Source organism: Microcystis sp. LE19-131.1A (genome assembly GCF_027532015.1).
GTDB lineage: Bacteria > Cyanobacteriota > Cyanobacteriia > Cyanobacteriales > Microcystaceae > Microcystis > Microcystis ichthyoblabe_A.
In genome coordinates this window covers 1-21,325 of the sequence record NZ_JAPZSS010000222.1, presented here as the reverse complement: position 1 = coordinate 21,325, position 21,325 = coordinate 1, and the positions used below count along the sequence as shown (strand labels likewise).

The 21,325-nt window shown below is 42.3% G+C and carries 20 protein-coding genes and 1 pseudogene; 6 read left to right on the top strand and 15 right to left on the bottom strand.

Annotated features, from left to right (window positions below; genetic code table 11):
• Window positions 1–267: 267 nt before the first annotated feature.
• Complete coding sequence (infC, locus tag O9323_RS16395; RefSeq protein WP_002736104.1) at window positions 268–798, bottom strand: translation initiation factor IF-3; 531 nt, start codon at window positions 796–798, stop codon at window positions 268–270.
• Between the two features lie 402 nt (window positions 799–1,200).
• On the opposite strand from infC, the gene O9323_RS16390 reads away from it, so the two are divergent.
• Window positions 1,201–2,523: an AAA family ATPase gene (locus O9323_RS16390; RefSeq protein ID WP_288125439.1), complete on the top strand. Its 1,323-nt coding sequence runs from the start codon at window positions 1,201–1,203 to the stop codon at window positions 2,521–2,523.
• On the opposite strand, the gene O9323_RS16385 is transcribed toward O9323_RS16390, so the two are convergent.
• The 7 genes from O9323_RS16385 to O9323_RS16355 all read right to left on the bottom strand — a co-directional run bounded on the left by O9323_RS16385 (window position 2,520) and on the right by O9323_RS16355 (window position 8,910).
• On the bottom strand, window positions 2,520–3,440 hold the full coding sequence (locus O9323_RS16385; protein WP_288125438.1) for a hypothetical protein: 921 nt from the start codon (window positions 3,438–3,440) through the stop codon (window positions 2,520–2,522). The genes O9323_RS16390 and O9323_RS16385 overlap by 4 nt on opposite strands.
• Window positions 3,382–4,827, bottom strand: coding sequence for an AAA family ATPase (locus tag O9323_RS16380; RefSeq protein WP_288125437.1), 1,446 nt, complete (start codon window positions 4,825–4,827; stop codon window positions 3,382–3,384). The genes O9323_RS16385 and O9323_RS16380 overlap by 59 nt, the downstream gene beginning before the upstream one ends.
• Before the next feature lie 30 nt (window positions 4,828–4,857).
• On the bottom strand, window positions 4,858–4,992 hold the full coding sequence (locus O9323_RS16375) for a hypothetical protein (protein WP_256377576.1): 135 nt from the start codon (window positions 4,990–4,992) through the stop codon (window positions 4,858–4,860).
• Window positions 4,993–5,041: 49 nt separating this feature from the next.
• Window positions 5,042–6,337: an adenylosuccinate lyase gene (purB, locus tag O9323_RS16370; protein ID WP_002781633.1), complete on the bottom strand. Its 1,296-nt coding sequence runs from the start codon at window positions 6,335–6,337 to the stop codon at window positions 5,042–5,044.
• 215 nt (window positions 6,338–6,552) lie between these two features.
• Entirely contained in the window at window positions 6,553–7,887 is a 1,335-nt protein-coding gene (locus O9323_RS16365; protein WP_016514953.1) for an FAD-binding oxidoreductase, read from the bottom strand.
• Window positions 7,888–8,173: 286 nt separating this feature from the next.
• Window positions 8,174–8,293: a photosystem II protein Y gene (locus tag O9323_RS16360; RefSeq protein WP_002737284.1), complete on the bottom strand. Its 120-nt coding sequence runs from the start codon at window positions 8,291–8,293 to the stop codon at window positions 8,174–8,176.
• Between the two features lie 65 nt (window positions 8,294–8,358).
• Window positions 8,359–8,910, bottom strand: a complete 552-nt coding sequence (locus tag O9323_RS16355; protein ID WP_002753087.1) for a gamma carbonic anhydrase family protein — start codon at window positions 8,908–8,910, stop codon at window positions 8,359–8,361.
• A gap of 108 nt (window positions 8,911–9,018) precedes the next feature.
• Between O9323_RS16355 and O9323_RS16350 the strand changes: the two genes are divergently transcribed.
• Window positions 9,019–9,534: a TIGR02652 family protein gene (locus O9323_RS16350; RefSeq protein WP_002737231.1), complete on the top strand. Its 516-nt coding sequence runs from the start codon at window positions 9,019–9,021 to the stop codon at window positions 9,532–9,534.
• A 16-nt stretch (window positions 9,535–9,550) separates the two neighbouring features.
• Window positions 9,551–9,985, top strand: coding sequence for a VOC family protein (locus tag O9323_RS16345; protein ID WP_002736212.1), 435 nt, complete (start codon window positions 9,551–9,553; stop codon window positions 9,983–9,985).
• Here the strand turns inward: O9323_RS16345 and O9323_RS16340 are convergent.
• Window positions 9,982–10,650, bottom strand: coding sequence for a hypothetical protein (locus tag O9323_RS16340; RefSeq protein ID WP_024969345.1), 669 nt, complete (start codon window positions 10,648–10,650; stop codon window positions 9,982–9,984). The genes O9323_RS16345 and O9323_RS16340 overlap by 4 nt on opposite strands.
• 612 nt (window positions 10,651–11,262) lie before the next feature.
• On the opposite strand from O9323_RS16340, the gene O9323_RS16335 reads away from it, so the two are divergent.
• A complete protein-coding gene (locus O9323_RS16335) occupies window positions 11,263–13,116 on the top strand; it encodes a hypothetical protein (RefSeq protein ID WP_288125436.1) in 1,854 nt (617 codons plus the stop codon).
• Between the two features lie 104 nt (window positions 13,117–13,220).
• On the opposite strand, the gene O9323_RS16330 is transcribed toward O9323_RS16335, so the two are convergent.
• From O9323_RS16330 to O9323_RS16310, 5 genes and pseudogenes are all read right to left on the bottom strand, one after another.
• Window positions 13,221–13,562: a DUF760 domain-containing protein gene (locus tag O9323_RS16330; RefSeq protein WP_002747411.1), complete on the bottom strand. Its 342-nt coding sequence runs from the start codon at window positions 13,560–13,562 to the stop codon at window positions 13,221–13,223.
• Window positions 13,563–13,752: 190 nt separating this feature from the next.
• Window positions 13,753–14,916, bottom strand: coding sequence for a GuaB3 family IMP dehydrogenase-related protein (locus O9323_RS16325; RefSeq protein WP_002747415.1), 1,164 nt, complete (start codon window positions 14,914–14,916; stop codon window positions 13,753–13,755).
• A gap of 82 nt (window positions 14,917–14,998) precedes the next feature.
• Window positions 14,999–15,235, bottom strand: coding sequence for a hypothetical protein (locus O9323_RS16320; RefSeq protein WP_043997914.1), 237 nt, complete (start codon window positions 15,233–15,235; stop codon window positions 14,999–15,001).
• A 294-nt stretch (window positions 15,236–15,529) separates the two neighbouring features.
• A complete protein-coding gene (locus O9323_RS16315; RefSeq protein ID WP_288125435.1) occupies window positions 15,530–16,219 on the bottom strand; it encodes a lecithin retinol acyltransferase family protein in 690 nt (229 codons plus the stop codon).
• Between the two features lie 109 nt (window positions 16,220–16,328).
• Window positions 16,329–16,479 (bottom strand): annotated as a pseudogene (locus O9323_RS16310) (transposase); the annotation flags it as partial.
• 528 nt (window positions 16,480–17,007) lie between these two features.
• Here O9323_RS16310 and O9323_RS16305 point away from each other — a divergent pair.
• Window positions 17,008–19,641: a sulfatase-like hydrolase/transferase gene (locus O9323_RS16305; RefSeq protein ID WP_288125434.1), complete on the top strand. Its 2,634-nt coding sequence runs from the start codon at window positions 17,008–17,010 to the stop codon at window positions 19,639–19,641.
• 110 nt (window positions 19,642–19,751) lie between these two features.
• The gene (locus O9323_RS16300) at window positions 19,752–20,720 is read left to right on the top strand and encodes a formylglycine-generating enzyme family protein (RefSeq protein WP_288125433.1); all 969 of its coding nucleotides are present in this window, start codon (window positions 19,752–19,754) and stop codon (window positions 20,718–20,720) included.
• Between the two features lie 38 nt (window positions 20,721–20,758).
• On the opposite strand, the gene O9323_RS16295 is transcribed toward O9323_RS16300, so the two are convergent.
• Window positions 20,759–20,950, bottom strand: a complete 192-nt coding sequence (locus O9323_RS16295; protein WP_002757988.1) for a helix-turn-helix domain-containing protein — start codon at window positions 20,948–20,950, stop codon at window positions 20,759–20,761.
• Window positions 20,951–21,325: the final 375 nt, after the last annotated feature.

Below are 21,325 nucleotides of genomic sequence, written 5' to 3'. Positions count from 1 at the left end.
TCGGTTAACAATTTGTAATATTCCTTGTTGACACCCTTACTGACAAAGAAAAAACTGAAATCAAGTCAGGATAAGGGTTGGAGTGCTTACTGCAAAAATTGTTAAGAAAGATCCCTATAAGGGATAGCTTATCAAGGGGGGCAGGGGGGATCGAACCTAAAATCCATTTTTAATTTAATTATAACCAGCTACTTAAATGATCGGGTTCCTTTCGGGATTTCCGAAGAACAAAAAAGGGGACTTAGCCCCTTTTTCTGGATTAGTTAGTTATTTTTTCGGCGATAACATCATCATCATGTTACGACCTTCTTTTTTTGGTGCTTGCTGTACCTCAGCTACATCCTCTAAATCCTTGGCCATGCGAGCCAGTAATTCTTCCGCTAGGTTAGAGTGTTGAATTTCCCGACCTCGGAAGGTAATCGTCGCTTTTACCTTATCTCCCGCTTTTAAAAAACGTTGCGCTTGGTTGACTCGCACGTTGTAGTCATGCTCATCGATTTTATAGCGCATTTTAACTTCTTTTATATCGGCTGTATGCTGTTTTTTCTTGGCTTCGCGGGCTTTTTTCTCCTGTTCAAACTTGTACTTGCCATAGTCCATAATCCGGCAAACGGGAGGACTTGCCGTTTCACTGACGAGGACGAGATCAAGTTCCTTTTCTTCGGCCACGCGCAAAGCTTCGGCAGGAGTAATAATGCCTAGCTGAGAGCCGTCGCTATCGATAACGCGGATTTCGGGAAAGCGGATTCTTTCGTTAATTTGGGGGAGATCGCGAGTAGTGCGTCTTTTATCTATCACAGGCGTTCTGGGTTATCTCTATTCTAGTTAGTTAATCGGTTGGAGTTTACAAAATGGTTTACTTGCTATTCTACCTACTCGATCGAGTTTCTTGGCCAATTGTTAAGTTTTCTTGCAATGTTAATTTTTAGCCGCCGGTCGTCAGCCGTCGGCCGTCAGCCAGATAAGCTGTTGTCTATGGGTTTTGTCAGACTAAGACCCTATACTCTCAGGAATCGATCGGTAAGGTGCGTTCTCCCTCGTTGCAGCAGGTAACGCACCCGACAAAATCGGCGGCATCGCACTACCCCTGTAAGCCAATGTCTAGATTATAGTAGGACGGTATCAGGCGAAAGTTAAAAAGATTGTCCAGTATGGTTAAATGTCGCGCTGATGTTTTAATATTACCTATCGCCTAAAACTATGATTACTTATATTAAAATTCATGGCTTTAAATCCTTTCATAATTTTGAAATGGTATTCACGCCGCTTACTGTAGTTGCTGGGGTTAATGCTTCTGGTAAGAGTAATTTATTTGATGCTTTGCAATTGTTGACGCGGTTGGCAGAAGTGGATCTGAAGACGGCTTTTAGCGAGCAAAGAGGACATCCTAGCGAACTTTTTACCCAATATGATGAGGACGACTACGCCACGGAAATGGAATTTATAGTTGAAATGTTAGTCAATCGCAAGGTAAAAGATAATTGGGGTGGAGAAGTTGATCTTAAATATACAAGATTACGCTATCAATTAAAAATTAAACGAGAGTCTAATATAAGTGGATTTGAAAACTTGTATATTGTTGATGAACGTTTAGAAAATTTAAAGCACAATGAAGATAATTGGGTAAAAAATTATATTCCTAAGACAGTATTGGAAACTTGGCGACCAAAAGTAGTAACGGGTAGGAGAGCGATTCCTTATATTAAGACTGAAGATATTAATGGTATTGCTACCATTGTTGTACCTCAAGACGGTCAACAAGGAAATAAAAAAGTATTTCCCGCAAAAAACGCATCACAAACTGTTTTAAGCAGCATTAATACCATAGATTTTAAACATATATTAGCCGCCAAACAAGAAATGCTGAGTTGGAAGTTTATGCAGCTTAATCCCGAAGATTTGCGAGAACCTACTCGTCAAGATATGGGCATCAGAGATACAATAACAGCAAGCGGAAAGAATTTAGCCGCTGCTTTATTTCGCATTAAACAAGATGATAAATATAACCTCACAGCAATTTCCCGTGATCTCAATAATCTGCTACCGAATCTTACAGAAGTTAATGTTTATGATGACAAAGCAAATCGACAATTTATTATCAAGGTAAAAGGTGATGATGGTCGGGAGTTTTCTTCAAGAGTGCTTTCCGAAGGAACCCTACGTTTATTAACATTATGTGTCCTGCAATACGACCGACAACACACAGGATTACTGTGTTTTGAAGAGCCAGAAAATGGCATTCATCCTTTTCGTATTGAAGCAATGGCAAGATTATTAAAAGAGCTAACTGTCGATTTTAAAGATACTGAAATGCCTTTACGCCAAGTAATAGTGAACACTCATTCTCCAGTTCTGGTGAGTCAATTAATTAATTGGCAAGATGATGAAAATGTCAGCATTTGGCTTTCTCAACTTACCACTATAATATCCACTATTGAAGGGAAGCGAATTAAGATGAAAAGCAGTAATTTTCACCCTGTTATCAAAGAGAATAAAAAGCAATTAACCTTTTTTTTATACTAACTATTGATTAGGCGACTTACCATCTCTACCATTCCATATATGTTTAAATTTTTAATCTCTTCCTGAATTTGATCGATTGAACTTTGAGAATCATCACTACAGTAAGCCAATTGAACTTTCTTTCCCTGCGGATCGGTTAATACGGTTAATAGGGTGATCAAGTCTCGATCGCTCGACACCTGATAATCTATATAGATGCCTTTTCTATCTTTGGTGGGAGTGAATTTACATAAATAATAGTTATCCTGTTCACGTTTGTCCGATGCTTGTCTAGCCAACAAGTTTTCGATTAACAAACAATCGGATTCTTTATGTTGCTCGTCGTGAATATAATTTATTTTGCTTAAATCCGCTTTCCTGTAAGTCTTGGAAACATAAGGATAAAGCTCCGCTTTCAAATTATACTGGATAGGTAAAATAATAAATCCTTTCTCCGCTTCCTCGTTGATCGCCTTTCGAGGAATATCGGCATTATAGGGAGTTAATAGGATAGCTTGTAATTTATATTTGAGTTTCCTGGTGACATGATCGGCAATTTCTTGTTTTAAAATATCTCTAAAAGTTGTAATTTGTTCGATACCTGTACTCGTGGAATTTTTATTAGTTCCCTTCATCTCGATAATCGTCAGCAGAAGTAAGCCATTCTGAATAAAAAGAGATAAATAATCAGGTCTTTTCTGATTTTGATCTCTAACGAGAGGATCCTTCTGACGATCAGTTTTAAATAAAATACAAACGGAATCTTTTTTTGGCTTGGTAATCCGAAAGCTGACACCGCTTTCGGGTGGAGCGATCCGATCGGGTACGGTACAGAAAATAAGCAGATTTTCTAAAAAGTTAAATTTTTGCCAATCGAGTTTATTCTTCTTCTGAGGAACATCCTTCTTCGGTTTCTTGGTTTTGTTGTCCTGCTTCATAAATTGCAAAAAACTTTTGTTGAATATCAACTGATACATCGCTGAGAGTATCCCAACGAATACCGTATTCAGGGTCGTGTAAAGAAAGTAATTGATTATTTTTCATTTCATAGGCGCTAACCTGTTCCATTTTAAGAAAAGCTCGGCTATCTTGCAGATAAAGCAATTTAGCTTGTTCGGCTAAAAGTTCTGGATTTTGGTGATTACCATTAACGATATTGTTAAGATGAGCCATCAAATAGGGGCTATGAGTCGTCAATAAAATTCTAACTCCTAAATTTACTAAAATCGCTAAAGATTCTAACAATTTTACCTGAGATTCTGGATGTAAGTTCATTTCAGGCTCATCGATCACCAGAAAATCCCCCGATTTTGCTCGATAGCGCAAATAGAGTAAAAGCGGGGCTAATTGTTTAATAGACGAGGAAGCATTATAAAGATCGATCTCTAAACTTCTTTTTACCGAAACTTTAATTTCTCTGCCTCCGAATTTAGTCTTTTTAAAGATTGTTTTATTGTTATTTTGAATATACTTTTCAATTTGATCGGCTAATTTTTGAAAATCATTTTTGTTTTTGGCAATGGGATCGGGCTTATTTTCTAGTTCTATGTCAGTTAAAAAATCTAAAAAATCCTCTACTGGTTGAGGATAGCGAATATCTCCCTGTTCTTTCAGTAACTCTAACTGTCTATCTTGATTAATACGTCTTTGCATTAATAGCTCTCTCTGATTCTCTTTAAGTAGCTTATATCTTCTATTGGCCAGCATTTTATAGGTATTTATAAAAGCGTTTCTTTCGGCGGGTAAAGGAAGTATATCGGAAAATGAAAATTTTACAACATTAGCAACAAAATTAAGAAAAACTATGTCTTTATAATTATCAATTTTATCTTCTTTTTCTGGATAAAATAAAATCTCATTATTGTTCTCGCTTCGCTCGATTTTCTTGATTCCAAGTGAAGCTAATGACCCGCGATATTCAATTGTATCCGCTAAAACTTTTTCTATAGCTGTTTTAATATCATCTTCGGAAATTTCGATACTGAATTTCGTTTTTTCAAAAATCTTGCCGCTAGAATCTTGGAAAAATGATTGTAGTTTTATCCCGCTAAATTCAGATGCGGACTTTTGAACAATTTCGGATATAACATCATAAAAACGTCGGTCTATTTTTAAAGACCAATGATCGGCTTGATTTGTAAATTCTATTTTTTCTAAAATTTCACTAGAAAAAATAAGGCCGTCATGCTGATTAATCCATAACCCATAAATCGAGTAGGCGATATAAGTTTTATTAGAATTATTCGGGCCAATAATAACGGTTAGAGGCCGAAGATCCACTTCTGCCTCTTTAATACTACCTAAATTCCAGAGTTTGATTTTCATCGTAAAAACGAACACTCCGAATACAGACCCTTATTTTACCCGATTCGTACTCGCTTGCGCCGATTCTTTAGTTTTATCTTCAAACGCAACCATGATCGAGAAGCGAATAGCGATCGCTTTCTGAGAAAAAATTGATCGCCAACCGACAATCCAAAACGCTGTCATTACCTTTCTAAAGCAACAAGCTAGTGGTTAGCTGATCACTGAAAGCTCCTTAAATATCTAACCTTTGGTAGATGCTATTAAGATGATTTAGGTGCTGCTGGGGATCAAAGCAACTTTCGATCTCGTCGGGGGATAAAATAGCGGTAACTCGCTCATCTTGACCGATAAAAGCTTTAAAATTGCCGTTATCGGTGTTCCAAGCGCGATGGGCGTTTTCTTGGACGATTTTATAGGCAGATTCCCGGCTAATTCCCTTACTCACCAAAGTTAAAAGAACTCTTTGACTGAAAATCACGCCACCGTAAACATTCATATTTCGCTTCATGTTTTCGGGATACACTAGCAGATTTTTGACTAAATCGGTGATTTCCTTGAGCATAAAGTGGGTCAAAATGCAAACATCTGGCAGCATCACCCGTTCTACGGAACTATGGGAAATATCTCTTTCGTGCCAGAGGGCGATATTTTCTAAAGCGGAAACGCTATGACTACGGATAATTCTCGCCATTCCCGTTAAGCGTTCTGAACGGATGGGATTACGTTTATGGGGCATAGCGGAGGAGCCTTTTTGTCCTTTGGAAAAGTATTCTTCCACTTCTAGGACATCGGTTCTTTGCAGGTTGCGAATCTCCACGGCAAAACGTTCGATCGAAGCCGCTAATAAGGCTAATTGTTGCACATAATCGGCGTGTCGATCGCGCGAGATAACTTGAGTGGAAGCGGTATCCGGTTCTAATCCTAGCTTCTGACAGGTTAACGCCTCAATTTTCGGGTCAATATTGGCATAGGTTCCCACTGCACCGGATATTTTACCGATGGCGATGTCTTGGCGCAAGCGAATTAAACGATCGCGTCCCCGCAGCACTTCCGCTAACCATCCCGCTAGTTTAAAGCCAAAGGTGATCGGTTCGGCGTGAATGCCGTGGGAACGTCCCACCATGACTGTATAACGGTGTTCTTGGGCGCGATAGCGCAGGGCTTGAATGAAATCTTCTAATTGTTCTAGAATCAGGTTTAAACTGGCGACTAATTGTAAGGACAGAGCGGTATCTAATACATCAGAACTGGTTAAACCCAAATGAATATAACGCCCCGGCTCGCCCACATATTCGTTAACATTTGTTAAAAAGGCGATGACATCGTGGCGCACTTCTGCTTCTATTTCTAAAATGCGATCGGGATCAAAATTAGCTTTTGCCTTAATTTCTTCTACTGCATCCCCGGGAATATAGCCTAATTCTGCCTGCGCTTCACAGACGGCTATCTCTACCTCTAGCCATGTTTGATATTTATATCTATCCGTCCACAAATTCCCCATTGCGGGGAGAGTATAACGCTCGATCACTATTAATTCTTCCAAGACAACCGTTTAATTGTATCGGATCGGGGTAAGTCCGGGAATAGGCAAGGGGCAGCGGAGAGTTTTGTTTTCCCCACTCCCTTTTCACCGGTTAGTGTTTTAGGTTCGATCCCCCCTTAATCCCCCCTTGATAAGGGGGGCATCTAATAGTTTTTAACGCCTACCTACTTATCTTGTTTAATTTAGCTTGAATCGAATCCCTACCCCCTTGCTTCAACCCATGCTCGCATTTTACCCGGATTGTTCAATCCGTAGGGATCGACGAGTTGTTTAAATTCTAGTTGTAGCGGATTAATCTGTCTGCTGCCGCCATCTTCCATGATATAAGTGTGAGGATTGGCAATAGCTGCCCCCTGTTGTTCATAGATAGCAATAATCTCATTTAATCGAGTTTCTGTGGTAAATTCTAGCAAGGGAAGACCGGCGGGAATAACTTTACCTTGAAATCTCAAAAATTCTAGGTGCATCATTATTTCCTCCCCAAAATAATTATAGAGTTTCTCTACCGTGGCTAGATTAAAATAAAAAGCCTGTAGATAAGTTATTTTGGGGTTACAACTACGCGCATGGAGAGTGGTATGATTCCAAGTAAATTCTAAGATACTGTTGCCTTTTTGGGTTTCTTCTGGCGTTTTATAGTAGGTAAGTTCACCATTATATTCTTTAATTAAAGATTCTAATGCGACTCGATCGCTGTCCGATACTATTAACAAAACTGCCGCTTTTCCTGTGGGTAAATAATCCTTAAGAGCGATAAAATAAGCGGGAATTGGCCAGGAGTGAACGCTAACCATTTTCTTGACAATGCCATCACTATCACTAAGAGCTTGACCGAATTTAGCGGCGGTGATAAAATCGGCAAAAGTAACGATAAATTCTGCCCAAGGATAACAGGGAGCGAGGGCTATTTCTAACTCGGTAATAATACCATTGGTTCCGTAGGCATGATTGACTTTTTCTACCTCATCCCCCCGTAGTTCGATAATTTTTGGTTCTGTTTCTAGGGTGACTAACTGCACTGCTTGCAGATTGCCCCTATCCTTCAATTGTCCATAATTAATCGAACCCATGCCCACACTGCCACCCCCGATAAAACCGCCAATTGTCGCCGTCCGATAGGTAGAGGGAGCCATTCTTAATTCCCAACCGATTGCGCGAGCTTGTTTATCAAAAAATGCCATTTTTACCCCCGCTTCTACCCGTGCTGTACCCGGTTCGATCGAGATAATTTTTGTTAGTTTGGTTGTGTCTAAAATTACTCCTCCCTGCAAGGGAACACATTGACCATAATTACCTGTACCCGCACCTCTAACTGTTAAAGGAATTTGGTATTTAACGCAGGTTTTAGCGATGTCAATAACTTCTTGGCTATTGTGGGGACGAATGACTAAATCAGCCCGTTTATCTTGCAGTTGTGCCTCTAAAATGGGACTAAAATGATAATAATCTAAGGAAAGTTTCGCCACTTGTCCCGGATCGGTGATAATTTCCAGATGGGCAAGTTCTTCAATGAGATTTTGATAGTTAGATTTCATGGTTAGGTAGAGATTGCTGAAAAGGTATATTGGTGGGGTTAGGAGACAGGATTCAGGAGCCAGGAGTCAGGATTCAGGATTCAGGATTCAGGAGACAGGATTCAGGAGTCAGGATTCAGGATTCAGGAGATTATTTTTATTTATTCCCCCCACACCCTACACCCCACACCCTACACCCTACACCCCACACCCTACACCCTACAACCCAATCAGCGATCGCCCCATAAGGAAAAATTAAAAACCGATCGCCTAGGGGATCGGTTTTACTAAAAATTATAAACTTTTATTAACTTTGTTTGCTGAGAAACTGTTGAGCTTGTCTAATAGCGGCAGCGCCGATATTGAAGAAAGCCCAGCCACCAGCAATAAGCAAAGGGGTTAAAACGATTAACACTCTCCAGTCCATAGATTTCCTTCTCCTCGGTCAGTGCTTAAAAGATTGTTACTTGATTCTCATTTTATATTTATACCCTAAACCGCCCCTTTTGGGAATCCGGTATCAGTACCTTTTCCCCCATGAACGAGGGCAAGTTTAGCATAACGCTCGGCGTGTTCAATCAACTCTTGAGCCTCCTGTGACGACACTTCCCGGACGCGTTTAGCGGGAATACCCACCACTAAAGATCGCGGTGGTATATCTTTTGTCACAATACTACCCGCCCCGACAATACTACCCGCCCCGACGCGCACACCATCGAGAATCACTGCCCCAATGCCGATTAAACAACCGCGTTCAATATGGGCTGCGTGAATTACCGCCCGATGCCCGATGGTAACGTAATCTTCAAGGATAGTAATTTTGCCTGGATCTCCGTGTAGGATCGCCCCATCTTGGATATTAGTATAGGACCCAATTTCGATGCGTTCCACGTCGGCACGCAATACCGCCCCATACCAAACACTCACCCCCACAGCTAGGGAAATATCGCCTATTACCGTGGCATTAGGGGCGATAAAAGCCGCTTGACTGACATCGACAATCGGCCAGAAATTAGAAGTTGATCTTAAGTTATCTAAAGACATGGGAGGATCTGCACTAAAGTCGAAAGAGAATACCCGTCCAATTTGGTTGGGTATAATATATATAGGATTATTGGTACAAAGATAACAATTTTTAGTTTAGGTTCTTCCATGATCAATGCAAGTTTACAATACCCTGTTTTTGGCCCCGATATCCATTGTCCTCACTGTCGGCAGCTAATCCCCGCCCTCACTTTGACGGATACCTATTTGTGTCCGCGCCATGGGGCTTTTGAAGCCGATCCCAAAACGGGTGAGTTGGTTCACTTGCAGTCAGGACGGCATTGGCGACTCTGGAATGGTGAGTGGTATCGTCAACACACTCACCCGGATGGTATTCGTTTTGAGATTCACGAAGCACTCGATCGCCTCTATACCCAAGGATTTAAAGCGACTAAAGTAATTATTGCCAACCGTTATCGGGATTTAGTTAGTTCCTACCTAGAACGTAACACCACTTGGCGCGGTAATGAACCGGGTGAAGCCGCTATTCCCCGTCTCTACGGTTTACCAGTAGAATTTAGTCCCGATGCCCCCGATGAACCCTGTTGGGATGTAATTAACTTTGATCTGGAAAAAGAACCGGGGGTTCCCAAACGCTATCCCTATTTTCGTCTTTTTGACTGATTACTGATCACTGAAAATGCACCATGCTTCTATTCGGACGGCTAATATCCATCGGGCGATCGCTTTTTATCAACTTCTCGGTTTTACCCTAGAGGAAAGATTCACCACGGGTTATACTTTGGCCTGTTGGCTCATCGGGTTAAACGGACGCATCGAATTAATCCAAATTCCCCAACCGAAACCCGCACCCGATGCCTTTGGTGATCAGCATTATGTCGGTTATTATCACTTGTCTTTTGACCTAACAGAAAATGTCAGCAATTTACCAGAATGGTTAGAAAAATTAACAAATAACTTTCAGCAAGCCCATCAAGAGGATGCCAATTTATATCAACCTTTAAATATTCTTTTGCCCCCCCAACAACAGATGATCGGCGATCATGTCTATGAAGTCACCTTTATTGCCGATACAGACGGTTTACCCTTGGAATTTATCCGTCGTTTAACCTAAAAAGATTGTCCCACTTCTAGGACTTTTGTTTGGCCATTGCGAGACAAAATAACCTGTTGATTGCCAACTTCCACTAAAGTCCAACCGTTGACAAATTCCCCCGGAGAAATACGGGTAGTTATGCCCTTATTATCAAATAAAGCTGTAGATCGATCGCCTAAATCCATCACCCCCACCAGGGTATTTTTCACCTGATTATTGGTAGGAATAACCGCTGCCACCGGTCGATTTACCTGGGGAGCAGCCGGTAATGGTGGTGCAGCAATGTCGGGACTTGAGGGTGTAACTGGGACAAGTTTGGCAGTAGTTTCAGGGGTTTGGGGATAAACAGGAACGTAAATTCTTTCTATGATCTGGGGAGTATTATTAACCGGTAAATTAGCGGGTGGTGCTGGTAGAACTGGCACTACTGGAGAAGGGTTATTTTTGGCAGCAGGATTGGGATCGGGGGATGAAGTTTGACTTTGGCGATCAATAATAGCAAGGGATGATTGCAGATAGGCAATAAATTTTTTATCTTCCTGGGAAATCGTGCCATTTTGAGAGATGGGGGCATTTTTTTGACTGATTAGCCATGCCACCACCCAACCTAGATAGATGCAAGCAATAACAAAAATAACTTTATCTAGGGGCATTCTGGGATTTTCTTCATAGCCCGCCGGCATATTTGTTTCACTCCTTGATCGATGCTGTAGTTTCGATTCTAACAGGATAACACTCATTTATTCTACCTCAATTTTCCTTTTTAACTCAGTGACGGATTTTGTTCACAATGTAGGGGCGAACTGCGTTCGCCCAAAAGGTACATTATCAAAGCGCAAGTCCCTAACCTGTTGGCGGCTGTTTGTAAGTGTGAGTTAGGTGTAGCAGCTTCTTAAAAGTTGCCAAACATTAATCAAGTCAAGGAGAATTTATTCTCAATTTTTATAATTGATAAAGTTTGTGATGCTTAAATAAAGAGGTTTTGACAACCAAATTAAAGCATATCTAAAGAGTTTTGAGTTAAAAGCAAAACTTCAGGTTTTCATTCAGAAGAAATGTACTAACTAATTTTCCAAAAAAAAAATTAGTTAACCTATAATTATGACATATAATTAATTCGCAAGAGTTCTAATGTAAAAAACCTATACCTATGAGGGAGATGGGAGATGGGAGAGAAGAATAAATAAAAATAATCTCCTGAATACTGACTCGGAGAATACAGCTTTCTTTTGCCTTTGGCCTTTTTACTTGCTATAAAGTAGGTTTATTGAAAAAGTGGAGGGAATCATCATCCTATGGCGATAATGGCAAAATCATTTAGACAAAGACTGGCAGAGATTTTCGGGTTTGACCTGCGATCGCTGGCTTTATTTCGCATTGCCTTGGCGTTAGTGGTTTTAGTCGATTTATCGGTTCGTTTTAGCCAAGTAACTGCCCATTACAGCGAATTAGGGGTTTTACCTCTAGGAAGCTTATCAAAAGTCTCTGCTAGTCCTTTTTACTGGTCTATTTTTGCTCTCAGTGACTCGGTGCTGGTGCAGAGTATCCTGTTTATTGTCGCTATAGCGATCGCATTATTGCTCTTAATTGGCTATCATACCCGTTTAGCCACGATCGCCACTTGGGCGCTAATCGTCTCTTTACATCATCGCAACCCCCTGTTACTATTTGCCGCCGATGACGTAATCCGGGCAGTATTATTCTGGGCGATGTTTTTACCCCTCGGTGCCTGTTATTCCGTGGAAAGTGCCTTAAACACCAATCCCAACCCCTTACCCAAGCGCGTAGTTTCGGCTGCCACGGTGGCTTTTATGATACAGGTGTGTTACATCTATATGTGGTCAGCGGCCTTTAAAACCAAAAGTGAGACTTGGTGGCCCGATGGTACGGCCGTTTATTACTCTCTCAGTTACGATCAATACGGTACTGCTTTTGCTGGTTTCTTACTATCTTTACCGCAACAATTACTAAAAATCCTGACCTTTTCAGCGTTAATCTTTGAATGGGTGGGTCCACTGCTTATTTTTATTCCCTTTCGCAATAGTTTCTTTAAAATAGTCGCTATTCTCTCGTTTATTCTCTTACATATCGGTTTTGCTCTCAGTTTTCATCTGGGAATTTTCCCGTTTTTGAGTGTTACCCATTGGTTGCCGATCATACCTAGTCTTGTCTGGGATTGGGGACAAAAACGGATGATAACCCCAGAAAGAGAAGGTTTAAGGATTAATTACGATCGAGATTGTGGATTTTGTAAGAAAGTTGTTTATCTTCTCCGCACTTTTCTCATTTTACCCGGCACTCCCCTGTTAGTCGCGCAAGATAACCCCTCAATATACGAGGATATGGTGGCCCAAAATTCTTGGGTAGTGGAAGATTGGCAGGGAAAACGCTGGTTTAAATGGTCAGCATTGGTTTATATTGTCAGTCTTTCGCCGATTTTCTGGTTTTTAGCCCCAATTTTGCGTTTACCGCCCCTCATGACCCTAGGAACGAGAATTTATGAGTGGATTGCCTCCCATCGTCGTTTTATGGGCAATTTCACTAAACCTCTCAAGTTTTGTCCCCTGACGATTAAATCCTCTTTACCCTTAAATATTTTGGTAATTTTCTTCTTATTGTTGACCAGTATCTGGAATTTACGCAGTTTTGTCCGGCAATCGGTCGATAGGGGTGACTTAAATACACCTTTAGTTCAATCCCTCGATCGCTTGCTCACCCGTCGTACTTTTAATACAATTGATATTCTGGCAAGAGTTACCCGTTTGGACCAATATTGGAGTATTTTTGCCCCTGGTCCGCCCCGGGATGATGCTTGGTTTCTGGCAGTCAGTCAATTAGTCGATGGTTCCACGGTAGATTTATTTAGAGAAGGACAGCCGGTAATTTGGGATAAACCCACGGATAGCGATCGCAATCGTTTGTATAAAACCATGCAGTGGCGACAATATTTTATTAATCTTAATCGAGCTATCGGTCGGTCAGTTTATGGAGAGTTTGGTCATTATCTCTGTCAAAACTGGAATCAGCAGCACGGTAGTGATCAACAGATTAAATCCCTGCAACTTTATATTATGCGGGAAAGGACTGTACCCCCCGGAGAAAAACAAGGAATCGAAAAAGAGCTACTCTGGCAGCAAAACTGTCTTTAATCAGTTATCAGTTATCAGTTATCAGTTATCAGTCAGATCAAAGTTATCTTGTAACTAAAATCTGATTGCTTCTTTTTCCCTTTCAAACTAACTACCGCTCAACTTTAAAAATCGCTGGAACCGCTCTGGAGACTAGCGAGGGATTTTTCAAAATTCATTCTCTGTTCAGCATTGCGGAGAAAGTAACCACTCATCATTGCCGAGGCCAATAACCGGCCCAGATGTTCGCGACTGGTACTGATAGTGACACCGAAATGTTCGGAAGGAAGGTTGCCCAAAAGTCCGATAATGTTGCGTTCCATCACTTGAAAAACCTCTTGGGATTCTGGTTTCGAGAGTTGGGCGATTGTTTCGGGACTTAAGGTCTGGACATACTGCCACAAACTCTCGGAAAATTCACTATCGGTACCGAATAAATTGTGAGGGCGATCGTTTTCTCTATACACCTTTGATCTCCTTAACTCAATTTTTTTATAAACTATCCTTTTGGTTCTTCCAATTTAACAGTTTTTTGAGATAGTGGCAGTCGGTAGAACCGAACCTGAAGGGGATGGTCATACCAAGCAAAAAACCCATCTCCAGCACAAATCAAAAACTTAACACTGATGATAACCGATCACTGTTCACTGATAACTTTTATTTACCCATACCTAAATGCTGGGCCTTTTGATAGACTTTACCCTCCGTCAGCAGCGAGGGGGCAATCACCACTTCCACCTGTTGCATTTCCTTTAAGTTCTTAGCACCTAAAGTCCCCATACTGGTTTTCAGCGCCCCTAGGAGGTTATGAGTACCATCATCTAATTTTGCCGGTCCGACGAGGATTTCGGCAATAGTTCCCGTACTGCCCACACTAATCCTGGTTCCCCGGGGTAGAACCGGACTAGGTGTGGCCATACCCCAGTGAAAACCGCGGCCGGGGGCCTCCACGGACCGGGCAATGGGAGAACCAATCATCACCGCATCGGCCCCACAGGCGATACATTTGCAGATATCACCGCCGGTAATAATGCCGCCATCGGCAATAACGGGGACGTATTTACCGGTTTCTCGGAAAAAATCGTCCCTAGCGGCGGCACAATCGGCCACAGCAGTGGCCTGGGGAACTCCCACCCCTAAAACGCCGCGAGAAGTACAGGCGGCCCCTGGACCGATACCGACTAAAACCCCGGCTGCCCCAGTTTTCATCAGGTTAAGGGCGACTTCGTAGGTGACGCAGTTACCCAAAACCACGGGAATGGGCATTTCTTGGCACAATTGCACTAAATCGAGGGGGGTGATAGCTTCCGGGGATAAATGGGCAGTGGAAACAACCGTTGCTTGGACAAAGAGAATATCGGCCGCTGCTTGGGCAACGATAGCACCGTATTTGACGGCACCGGCAGGGGTGAGGCTAACTGCCGCAATACCGCCTTTTTCTTGAATTTCTTGGATACGAAGCTCGATTAGTTGCGGTTTAATCGGTTCTGCGTAGAGTTCCTGCATTAAACCGACGAATTCTGCTTTGCCGACTGCGGTAATGCGATCGAGAATCGGGTTAGGATCCTCGTAACGAGTTTGAATACCTTCGAGGTTTAGTACCCCTAGCGCCCCCAACTCGGAGAGAAGGACGGCCATTTTAGTATCCACCACCCCATCCATAGCGCTGGCGATAATCGGGATTTCCCGCTCGATATTGCCGAGAGACCAACGGGTATCGGCTAAACTAGGATCGAGGGTTCGCACTCCGGGTACAAGTGCGATTTCATCGATACCGTAAGCTCTACGGGCTGTTTTGCCCCGACCAATAATTGTATCCACGTTTCTATACTATTTCAGACCTATTTAGCCTAGACTAGCAAATTTCGCACCATCTCGAAAAGCTTTTCGGTATTATTGCCGACTAGGCCCCGGGAAAATAATCACCGCAGTCGATCGCTTGTTCGGTGTTGGCGCTCCTGGGTTGTACACTACATTTGAGGCGATAATCGTTGGTAAAGTAGCGGCAGTGGGAGCAAGGGATGGAGTGCATCCGTCGGGCAACTTGCCAACTATCGCGCACGGCACTGGCTAAAGACCAGCAAACTAAAGCGATAATGGCAGCGGCGATTGAAAAACGTAAAATAATCCAGATTTCCATGGCGAACAACTAAAATTACCTGATGTGGATGGGAATCAACCGAGGCAATTGGCAGAGGGTTAGATAGGGTTTGCGGCAAAAAGTTTGTTGGTGGGGGCAGGGTGTGGGGTGTGGGGTGTGGGGTGTAGGGTTTTACCGATTTTGAGGTAGTCAGTTACCTAATTTTCAGGGAAAAAGTACCTGAATTTTACCCCCGATCACTCCAATGGTCAGCACTTTTTGAGGGAAAAAAGTCTAAAAGCCTTATCCAACAAGGTTTTTAGATTTATTCAGCCAACCCTACTTACATCCAGACTAACCGTTAGCAATCACCAGACTTTTAAGAACATTTTCGGTCATGGCCGCTATTTGATCCAATTGTTCCTGATGGCGTTTTGCCTGTTTTTTGGCTTCTACCTTGCGTTTCAGGGCTTCCCGGGCTAAATCATCGCGATTTCTGCTTAAAGCTTCGATCGCTACTCGATTCCATGTTTCTGCTTCTTGAATGGCTTTTTTGTACTGGGGTTGAATTTCATCCCAACTGACCTTAAGATTGCTTAAAGCCCCTTTTAACAGGGTTTGGGCATTGTTGGGGTCGGCTCCGATGAGGGATTTTTTCAGAGGTTCGTAGAGTCCCACCGCTTGTAAATGGGTAATAATCGGGATAAATTCTTCTATCTGTTGACTTTTGCTAATACCGGTCTTACACCAAGTGGCAAAATGTTCGCAGTTGTTAAAAAGAAGATTATATTTCTGCTCCCCCAGACGACTTAGCGCCCTTTCTACCACCACATCGGGGATAAAGGAAAATCCCACCTCTACATGGCGCACCACATAGATTTTACCGCCCCTAGCAAAGGTTTCTAGGGAAGTTCGTTCAACAATCTCGCTCGGTTTTCGGTAATGAATGACGCTACCATCACCGCAATCGATGCCATGATGGGCATAAACACCCTGAAGATTGAGCAATTGCCGATAAGCGTATATTTGATCCCCTTTAGCCATATTTTTTTAGTAATAAAGTAAACAAGGAGATTATCTATTGAGCCAGTTTTTCCGGTTATTAATAAGCCATTCAGATTTGGGTCTTCTGGTTTTCGTGTTTTACTTTTTGTTATGAATTAAAGCCAGCAAACAGCTTAAGTCGAAAATGTTCAAGATTGCTTTAATTCATAACTTATTCTTTTAATAGGCTTTATTTTTGTATTCATGCCCTCAGTTAATCCATTGGTTGTATAATTTTCACAGTAATTATCTAACCGTTGACTCTGTGGAAGGACTCTGGTGGGGCAGCGGAGAAGGAGAATCACTAACCCTCCTAGAGGCGCGATTCCTGATTTTGAAAATATGCGCTGCCGCTTTTTAGCCAGCCTTTCGCCATAATTTTTGATTATCATCCTTGATCCAGAAGAGCCTTTTCTTATTTTACTAAAGAATGCTTAACAGAGAAACACCAGCTAGTATAATAATACAACCAAATAGTCTTTGTTTGATATTTTTTCCATGAAATAAAAAATAGCCATACCCCACACTCATCAATAAACTGCTTTGTTTCACCGCCACTGAATTCGCCGCCACCGTTCAATTAAATCTTTTGCCAGATAAAGATTTAGTCGATTTATGCCCCCCTATCGAACCATAACAAGTAACGAAGAACCGTCAAGGTAAAGTTTTATGACAGGATTCAACGTTTCTGCATCTAGTCAGTCAGTTACTGGTACGCTTCAAACTTGAATGGGCCGCTCTCAGACGAGCGAATCAGACACCTGTGACAAGCCTCTTACGGAGACTCTATGGCTAAACAATTCAACGGGACAATCGCCCTCGATATTCGTGATTCCGTACCCGATTGGGAACCCTACGCCGAACCGAAAGCACCCGCAAATTCACCGAATATTCTTTACATAGTCATTGACGATACGGGATTTGGTGCCTGGGAAATGTTTGGTGGCAAAATTAAAATGCCCAATTTAGCTCGTATTGCCAAAAAAGGCTTAATTTATACCAACTTTCACACTACCGCTCTTTGTTCTCCCACTCGTTCATCCCTATTAAATGGACGCAATGCTACCAGTAACGGGATGTCTTGTATCGAAGAGGTGACAGCGGGTTTCCCTGGTAATAATGGTCGCATTCCCTTTGAAAATGCCATGATTCCAGCCGTATTGAGTGAGCGTGGCTGGAGTACCTTCGCCCTTGGTAAATGGCACTTAGTGCCAGAAGAAGAGGCAAATATGGCATCCACGAAGCGGCATTGGCCTTTAGGTCGTGGTTTTGAACGCTATTATGGCTTTTTAGGCGGAGAAACCGATCAATGGTATCCAGATCTGGTCTATGATAACCATCTGATTGAACCTCCTTATGGTCCCAATATGGCGGATACAGAGAACGGTTATCATCTATCGAAAGACCTGGTAGATAAGGCAGTTGCCTTTATCCAAGATCAAAAGGCGATCGCTCCAGATAAACCTTGGCTGATGTACTTCTGTCCCGGTGCCAACCATGCACCCCATCAAATCTGGCCTCAGAAGATCCTAGATTATGATTATAACACGAGCCTGGGAGATCCCGATAATCCAAAAGATTTATCCTTTGTCGAGACAAGTATCTTTAAAGATGGCTATGAAGTCTATCGCACAGAAGTCCTTGCCAACATGAAAGAATTAGGCATCTTTGGGGATGAGGTAACAACACCCTCGGAGATTAATCCTCATGGTGAAGGTGAGCTTGGAGAACCTAACCCTGACCACACTAAGATCCAAGGAGTTCCTGCTGGTAAGACGTGGCCTCAAACTGATTGGGTAAAACCTTGGGAAGGATTAATTCCCGAAGAAAAGGCATTATTTATCCGTATGGCCGAGATTTATGCGGCATTCTCCACCTATACCGATGAACAAATTGGTCGTTTGCTCGATTTTCTCGAAGAAACGGGTCAAATGGATAACACCATCATTGTTGCTGTAGCTGATAATGGTGCTAGTGCAGAAGGTGGGCCTAATGGTTCAGTGAATGAAAACCTGTTCTTTAACGGTATTCCCGATGATTTTGACAAGAACTTTGCCCTTCTCCAAGATTTAGGCACACTGAAAACCTATAATCACTATCCTACAGGATGGGCTTGGGGCTTTGATACGCCTTTCAAATACTGGAAACGTTGGTCAGGTTATGAAGGTGGTGCTGCAACTCCCTTTATGATGTGTGGACCGGGTATCGCAGATACGGGGATTCGCAAACAGTACATTCACGCGGTTGACTTAGTACCTACCCTTTACGAAATGTGTGGTGTAGAACCCCCAGAAGTGGTTAAAGGTTACACCCAAAATCCCATTGAGGGAATTAGCTTCGCCTATACTTTCGCTCCCGAATATGCTCAACCTGAGTATCAATTTGCTTACAGACTCTCTGACCAGCAAAAACCCAAGGATGCCAATGGAAAACCCAAGAAAGTGCGAGAAACTCAGTTCTATTCGATGCTAGGAACAAGAGGAGTCTGGTATAAAGGTTGGCACGTTTGTACTGTCCATGCTCCTGCGCCTTCTAATTGGGGTAATTTTGAGAAGGATATCTGGGAATTGTACTGTATGGATGGGGATCTGAAATTGGAATTAACTCCCGATCCGACTCAATCTCGTAACTTAGCTAATGACCCGAAATATGCCGATAAACTCGAACAGATGAAGTATATGTGGTTCGTGCAAGCAGGGTTATACAAAGGTATGCCTATTGATGATCGCTCGGCTATGGGTGGAGATCGTCCCCAATTACGTCCCCCAGCATTTGCTCAAGATGACCCAAAGGATGCTACCTTCAGTTACACCTATTATCCAGGGGGATCAGAAATTCCCGAAGCCGTTGCTCCGAATACCCGAGGTCGTTCTTACGAAATCGAAGCCATTGTTGATTTCTCCACGGGTGAGACTCCTAAAGGGGTAATGATAGCTCATGGAGGAAGTTTTGGTGGATATAGTTTCTATATCTACGAGGGCAAACTCTGTTATGTCTATAACTGGTTAGGACAACAGCAACAGAAGATCACTTGTCCACTCTCTGATCTTGCCGACGAGGAAAATACACTCAAAGTTGTATTTAACAAGAAGCCCAATCAACAACCGGATAGCAAGTTTGGTGGTAGTACCATAGGAGAGGTACAACTCTATATCAATGATATTAAGCGAAGTACCAAGATTGAGGAAGCTTTCCCAGAATATCCTGAGCAATTCCTGACTCAACCGGGTAAGTTTGGGGCGGGATTTAATATTGGTCGAGATCCCGGACAGCCTGTATCATCAGACTACGAACATGAGTTCGAGTTTTTCGAGTTTGAAGGTGCGAAGCTGAAAAAAGTCATTGTCACGATTAAAAATGACGCGGGCGCGGGCGCGATCGATCCTGAGACAGAATTAATAGGGATGTTGTGGCGTGACTAATCTGCTTAGTCTGTAGCATAGACCCGATTTGCTTTCAAAGCTGTAGGGGTAATTTCTGCATTGCCCCTACCCACTCTAACCCTTGATAAAATAAAGGCTATATCTTGAGTATGCAAATATCTCAAAACCCCTCATCTGCTCCAGGTAAACCTCCCCATAAAGATCTGATCTGGATTCCGGGGGGAACATTTGAAATGGGGTCAAACAGTCGTAAATATCCTGAAGAAGGACCCGTCCACACCGTAACCGTTAGCGGCTTTTGGATGGATAAATATTTGGTCACTAATAAACAATTTAGAAAATTTGTCAAAGAAACAGGATATATTACCTTTGCTGAAAAACCACCGAAAGCAGAAGATTATCCTAATGCTGATCCTGAAATATTAGTTCCCGGATCTGCCGTTTTTGTGAAACCAGATCGTCCCGTTGATCCTCGTACTGTCTGCTGGTGGCAATATATGCCGGGGGCAAATTGGCGACATCCCGAAGGTACTGGAAGTTCAATTAAAAATCGAGAAAACCATCCTGTAGTACATATTGTCTATGAAGATGCCCTTGCCTATGCAAAATGGGCAGGAAAAGAACTCCCAACTGAAGCACAATGGGAATTTGCTGCACGAGGGGGTTTAGAGGGGGCAGAATTTGCTTGGGGTGATGAATTTATGCCTAATGGTAAAGTCATGGCTAATACTTGGCAAGGACAATTTCCTTGGCAAAATCTCAAACCTCATGCACCCGGTCCAGAAGCAGTAGAAAGCTATCCCCCCAATGGTTATGGACTTTATGACATGATAGGTAATGTCTGGGAATGGACACAAGATTGGTATCAGGAACAACATCCCAAAAACCCGACTAAAGCCTGTTGTACCCCGAAAAATCCCCTAGGCGGAACCGAAGAAGATAGTTATAACCTCAAACTTCATCCCTCAAGGCGAAAACCCCGTAAAGTCCTCAAAGGAGGCTCTTTCCTCTGCGCCCCTAACTACTGCGCTCGTTACCGTCCCGCCGCTCGCCATCCCGAAGATATCGACACTTCTACCAATCATATCGGTTTTCGCACAATTTTTTGTCCTGATTAGAATTTATTACCGCTCACAATGACAATTAAGATGGCTCATTATGTTCTATTTTTAAAAGTTTCAGAGGGAAAATAACCAAACAGTTGTTTATAATCAGAGGCAAGATGTCCTCGCTCAAAAAAACCTAATTCTTCGGCAATTTGATAAATTAACGTTAGTTCGGGGTTTTGGGTAATGGATTGATGTAAGGCGTTAAGACGAAGCTTTTTAAAATAATTTTGAGGAGACATTTCTACTCTAGCTTATATGACGCAGCCAAGCACTCTAAGCGATCGTGCTTATATGTCGCCCCAAGAACGAGATCTGGCCTATAAGAAAATGCGTGAAGATTTTGAAGGCTACAAACGTCGTTTAGGCTGCTAATAGTCTAAATTTAGATCTCTTAACTGAAGTTTAATTAATAATTTTTGAGGCGCGTTTCTAACGTGCCTTTTTTCAAAATTTTATTTAAACTTTGGCGATTATAACTGGAGTTTAGACTAAAAAATCAGACTGTAAAGTCTAGTCTGATAATTAGAACGCATAAAAAAAAGACTTAGCTTGTCAGAAAAGCTAAAAATAATGCTAATTTATTCATTAGGGGCTTTAATCTGCCTCTTTTTTGT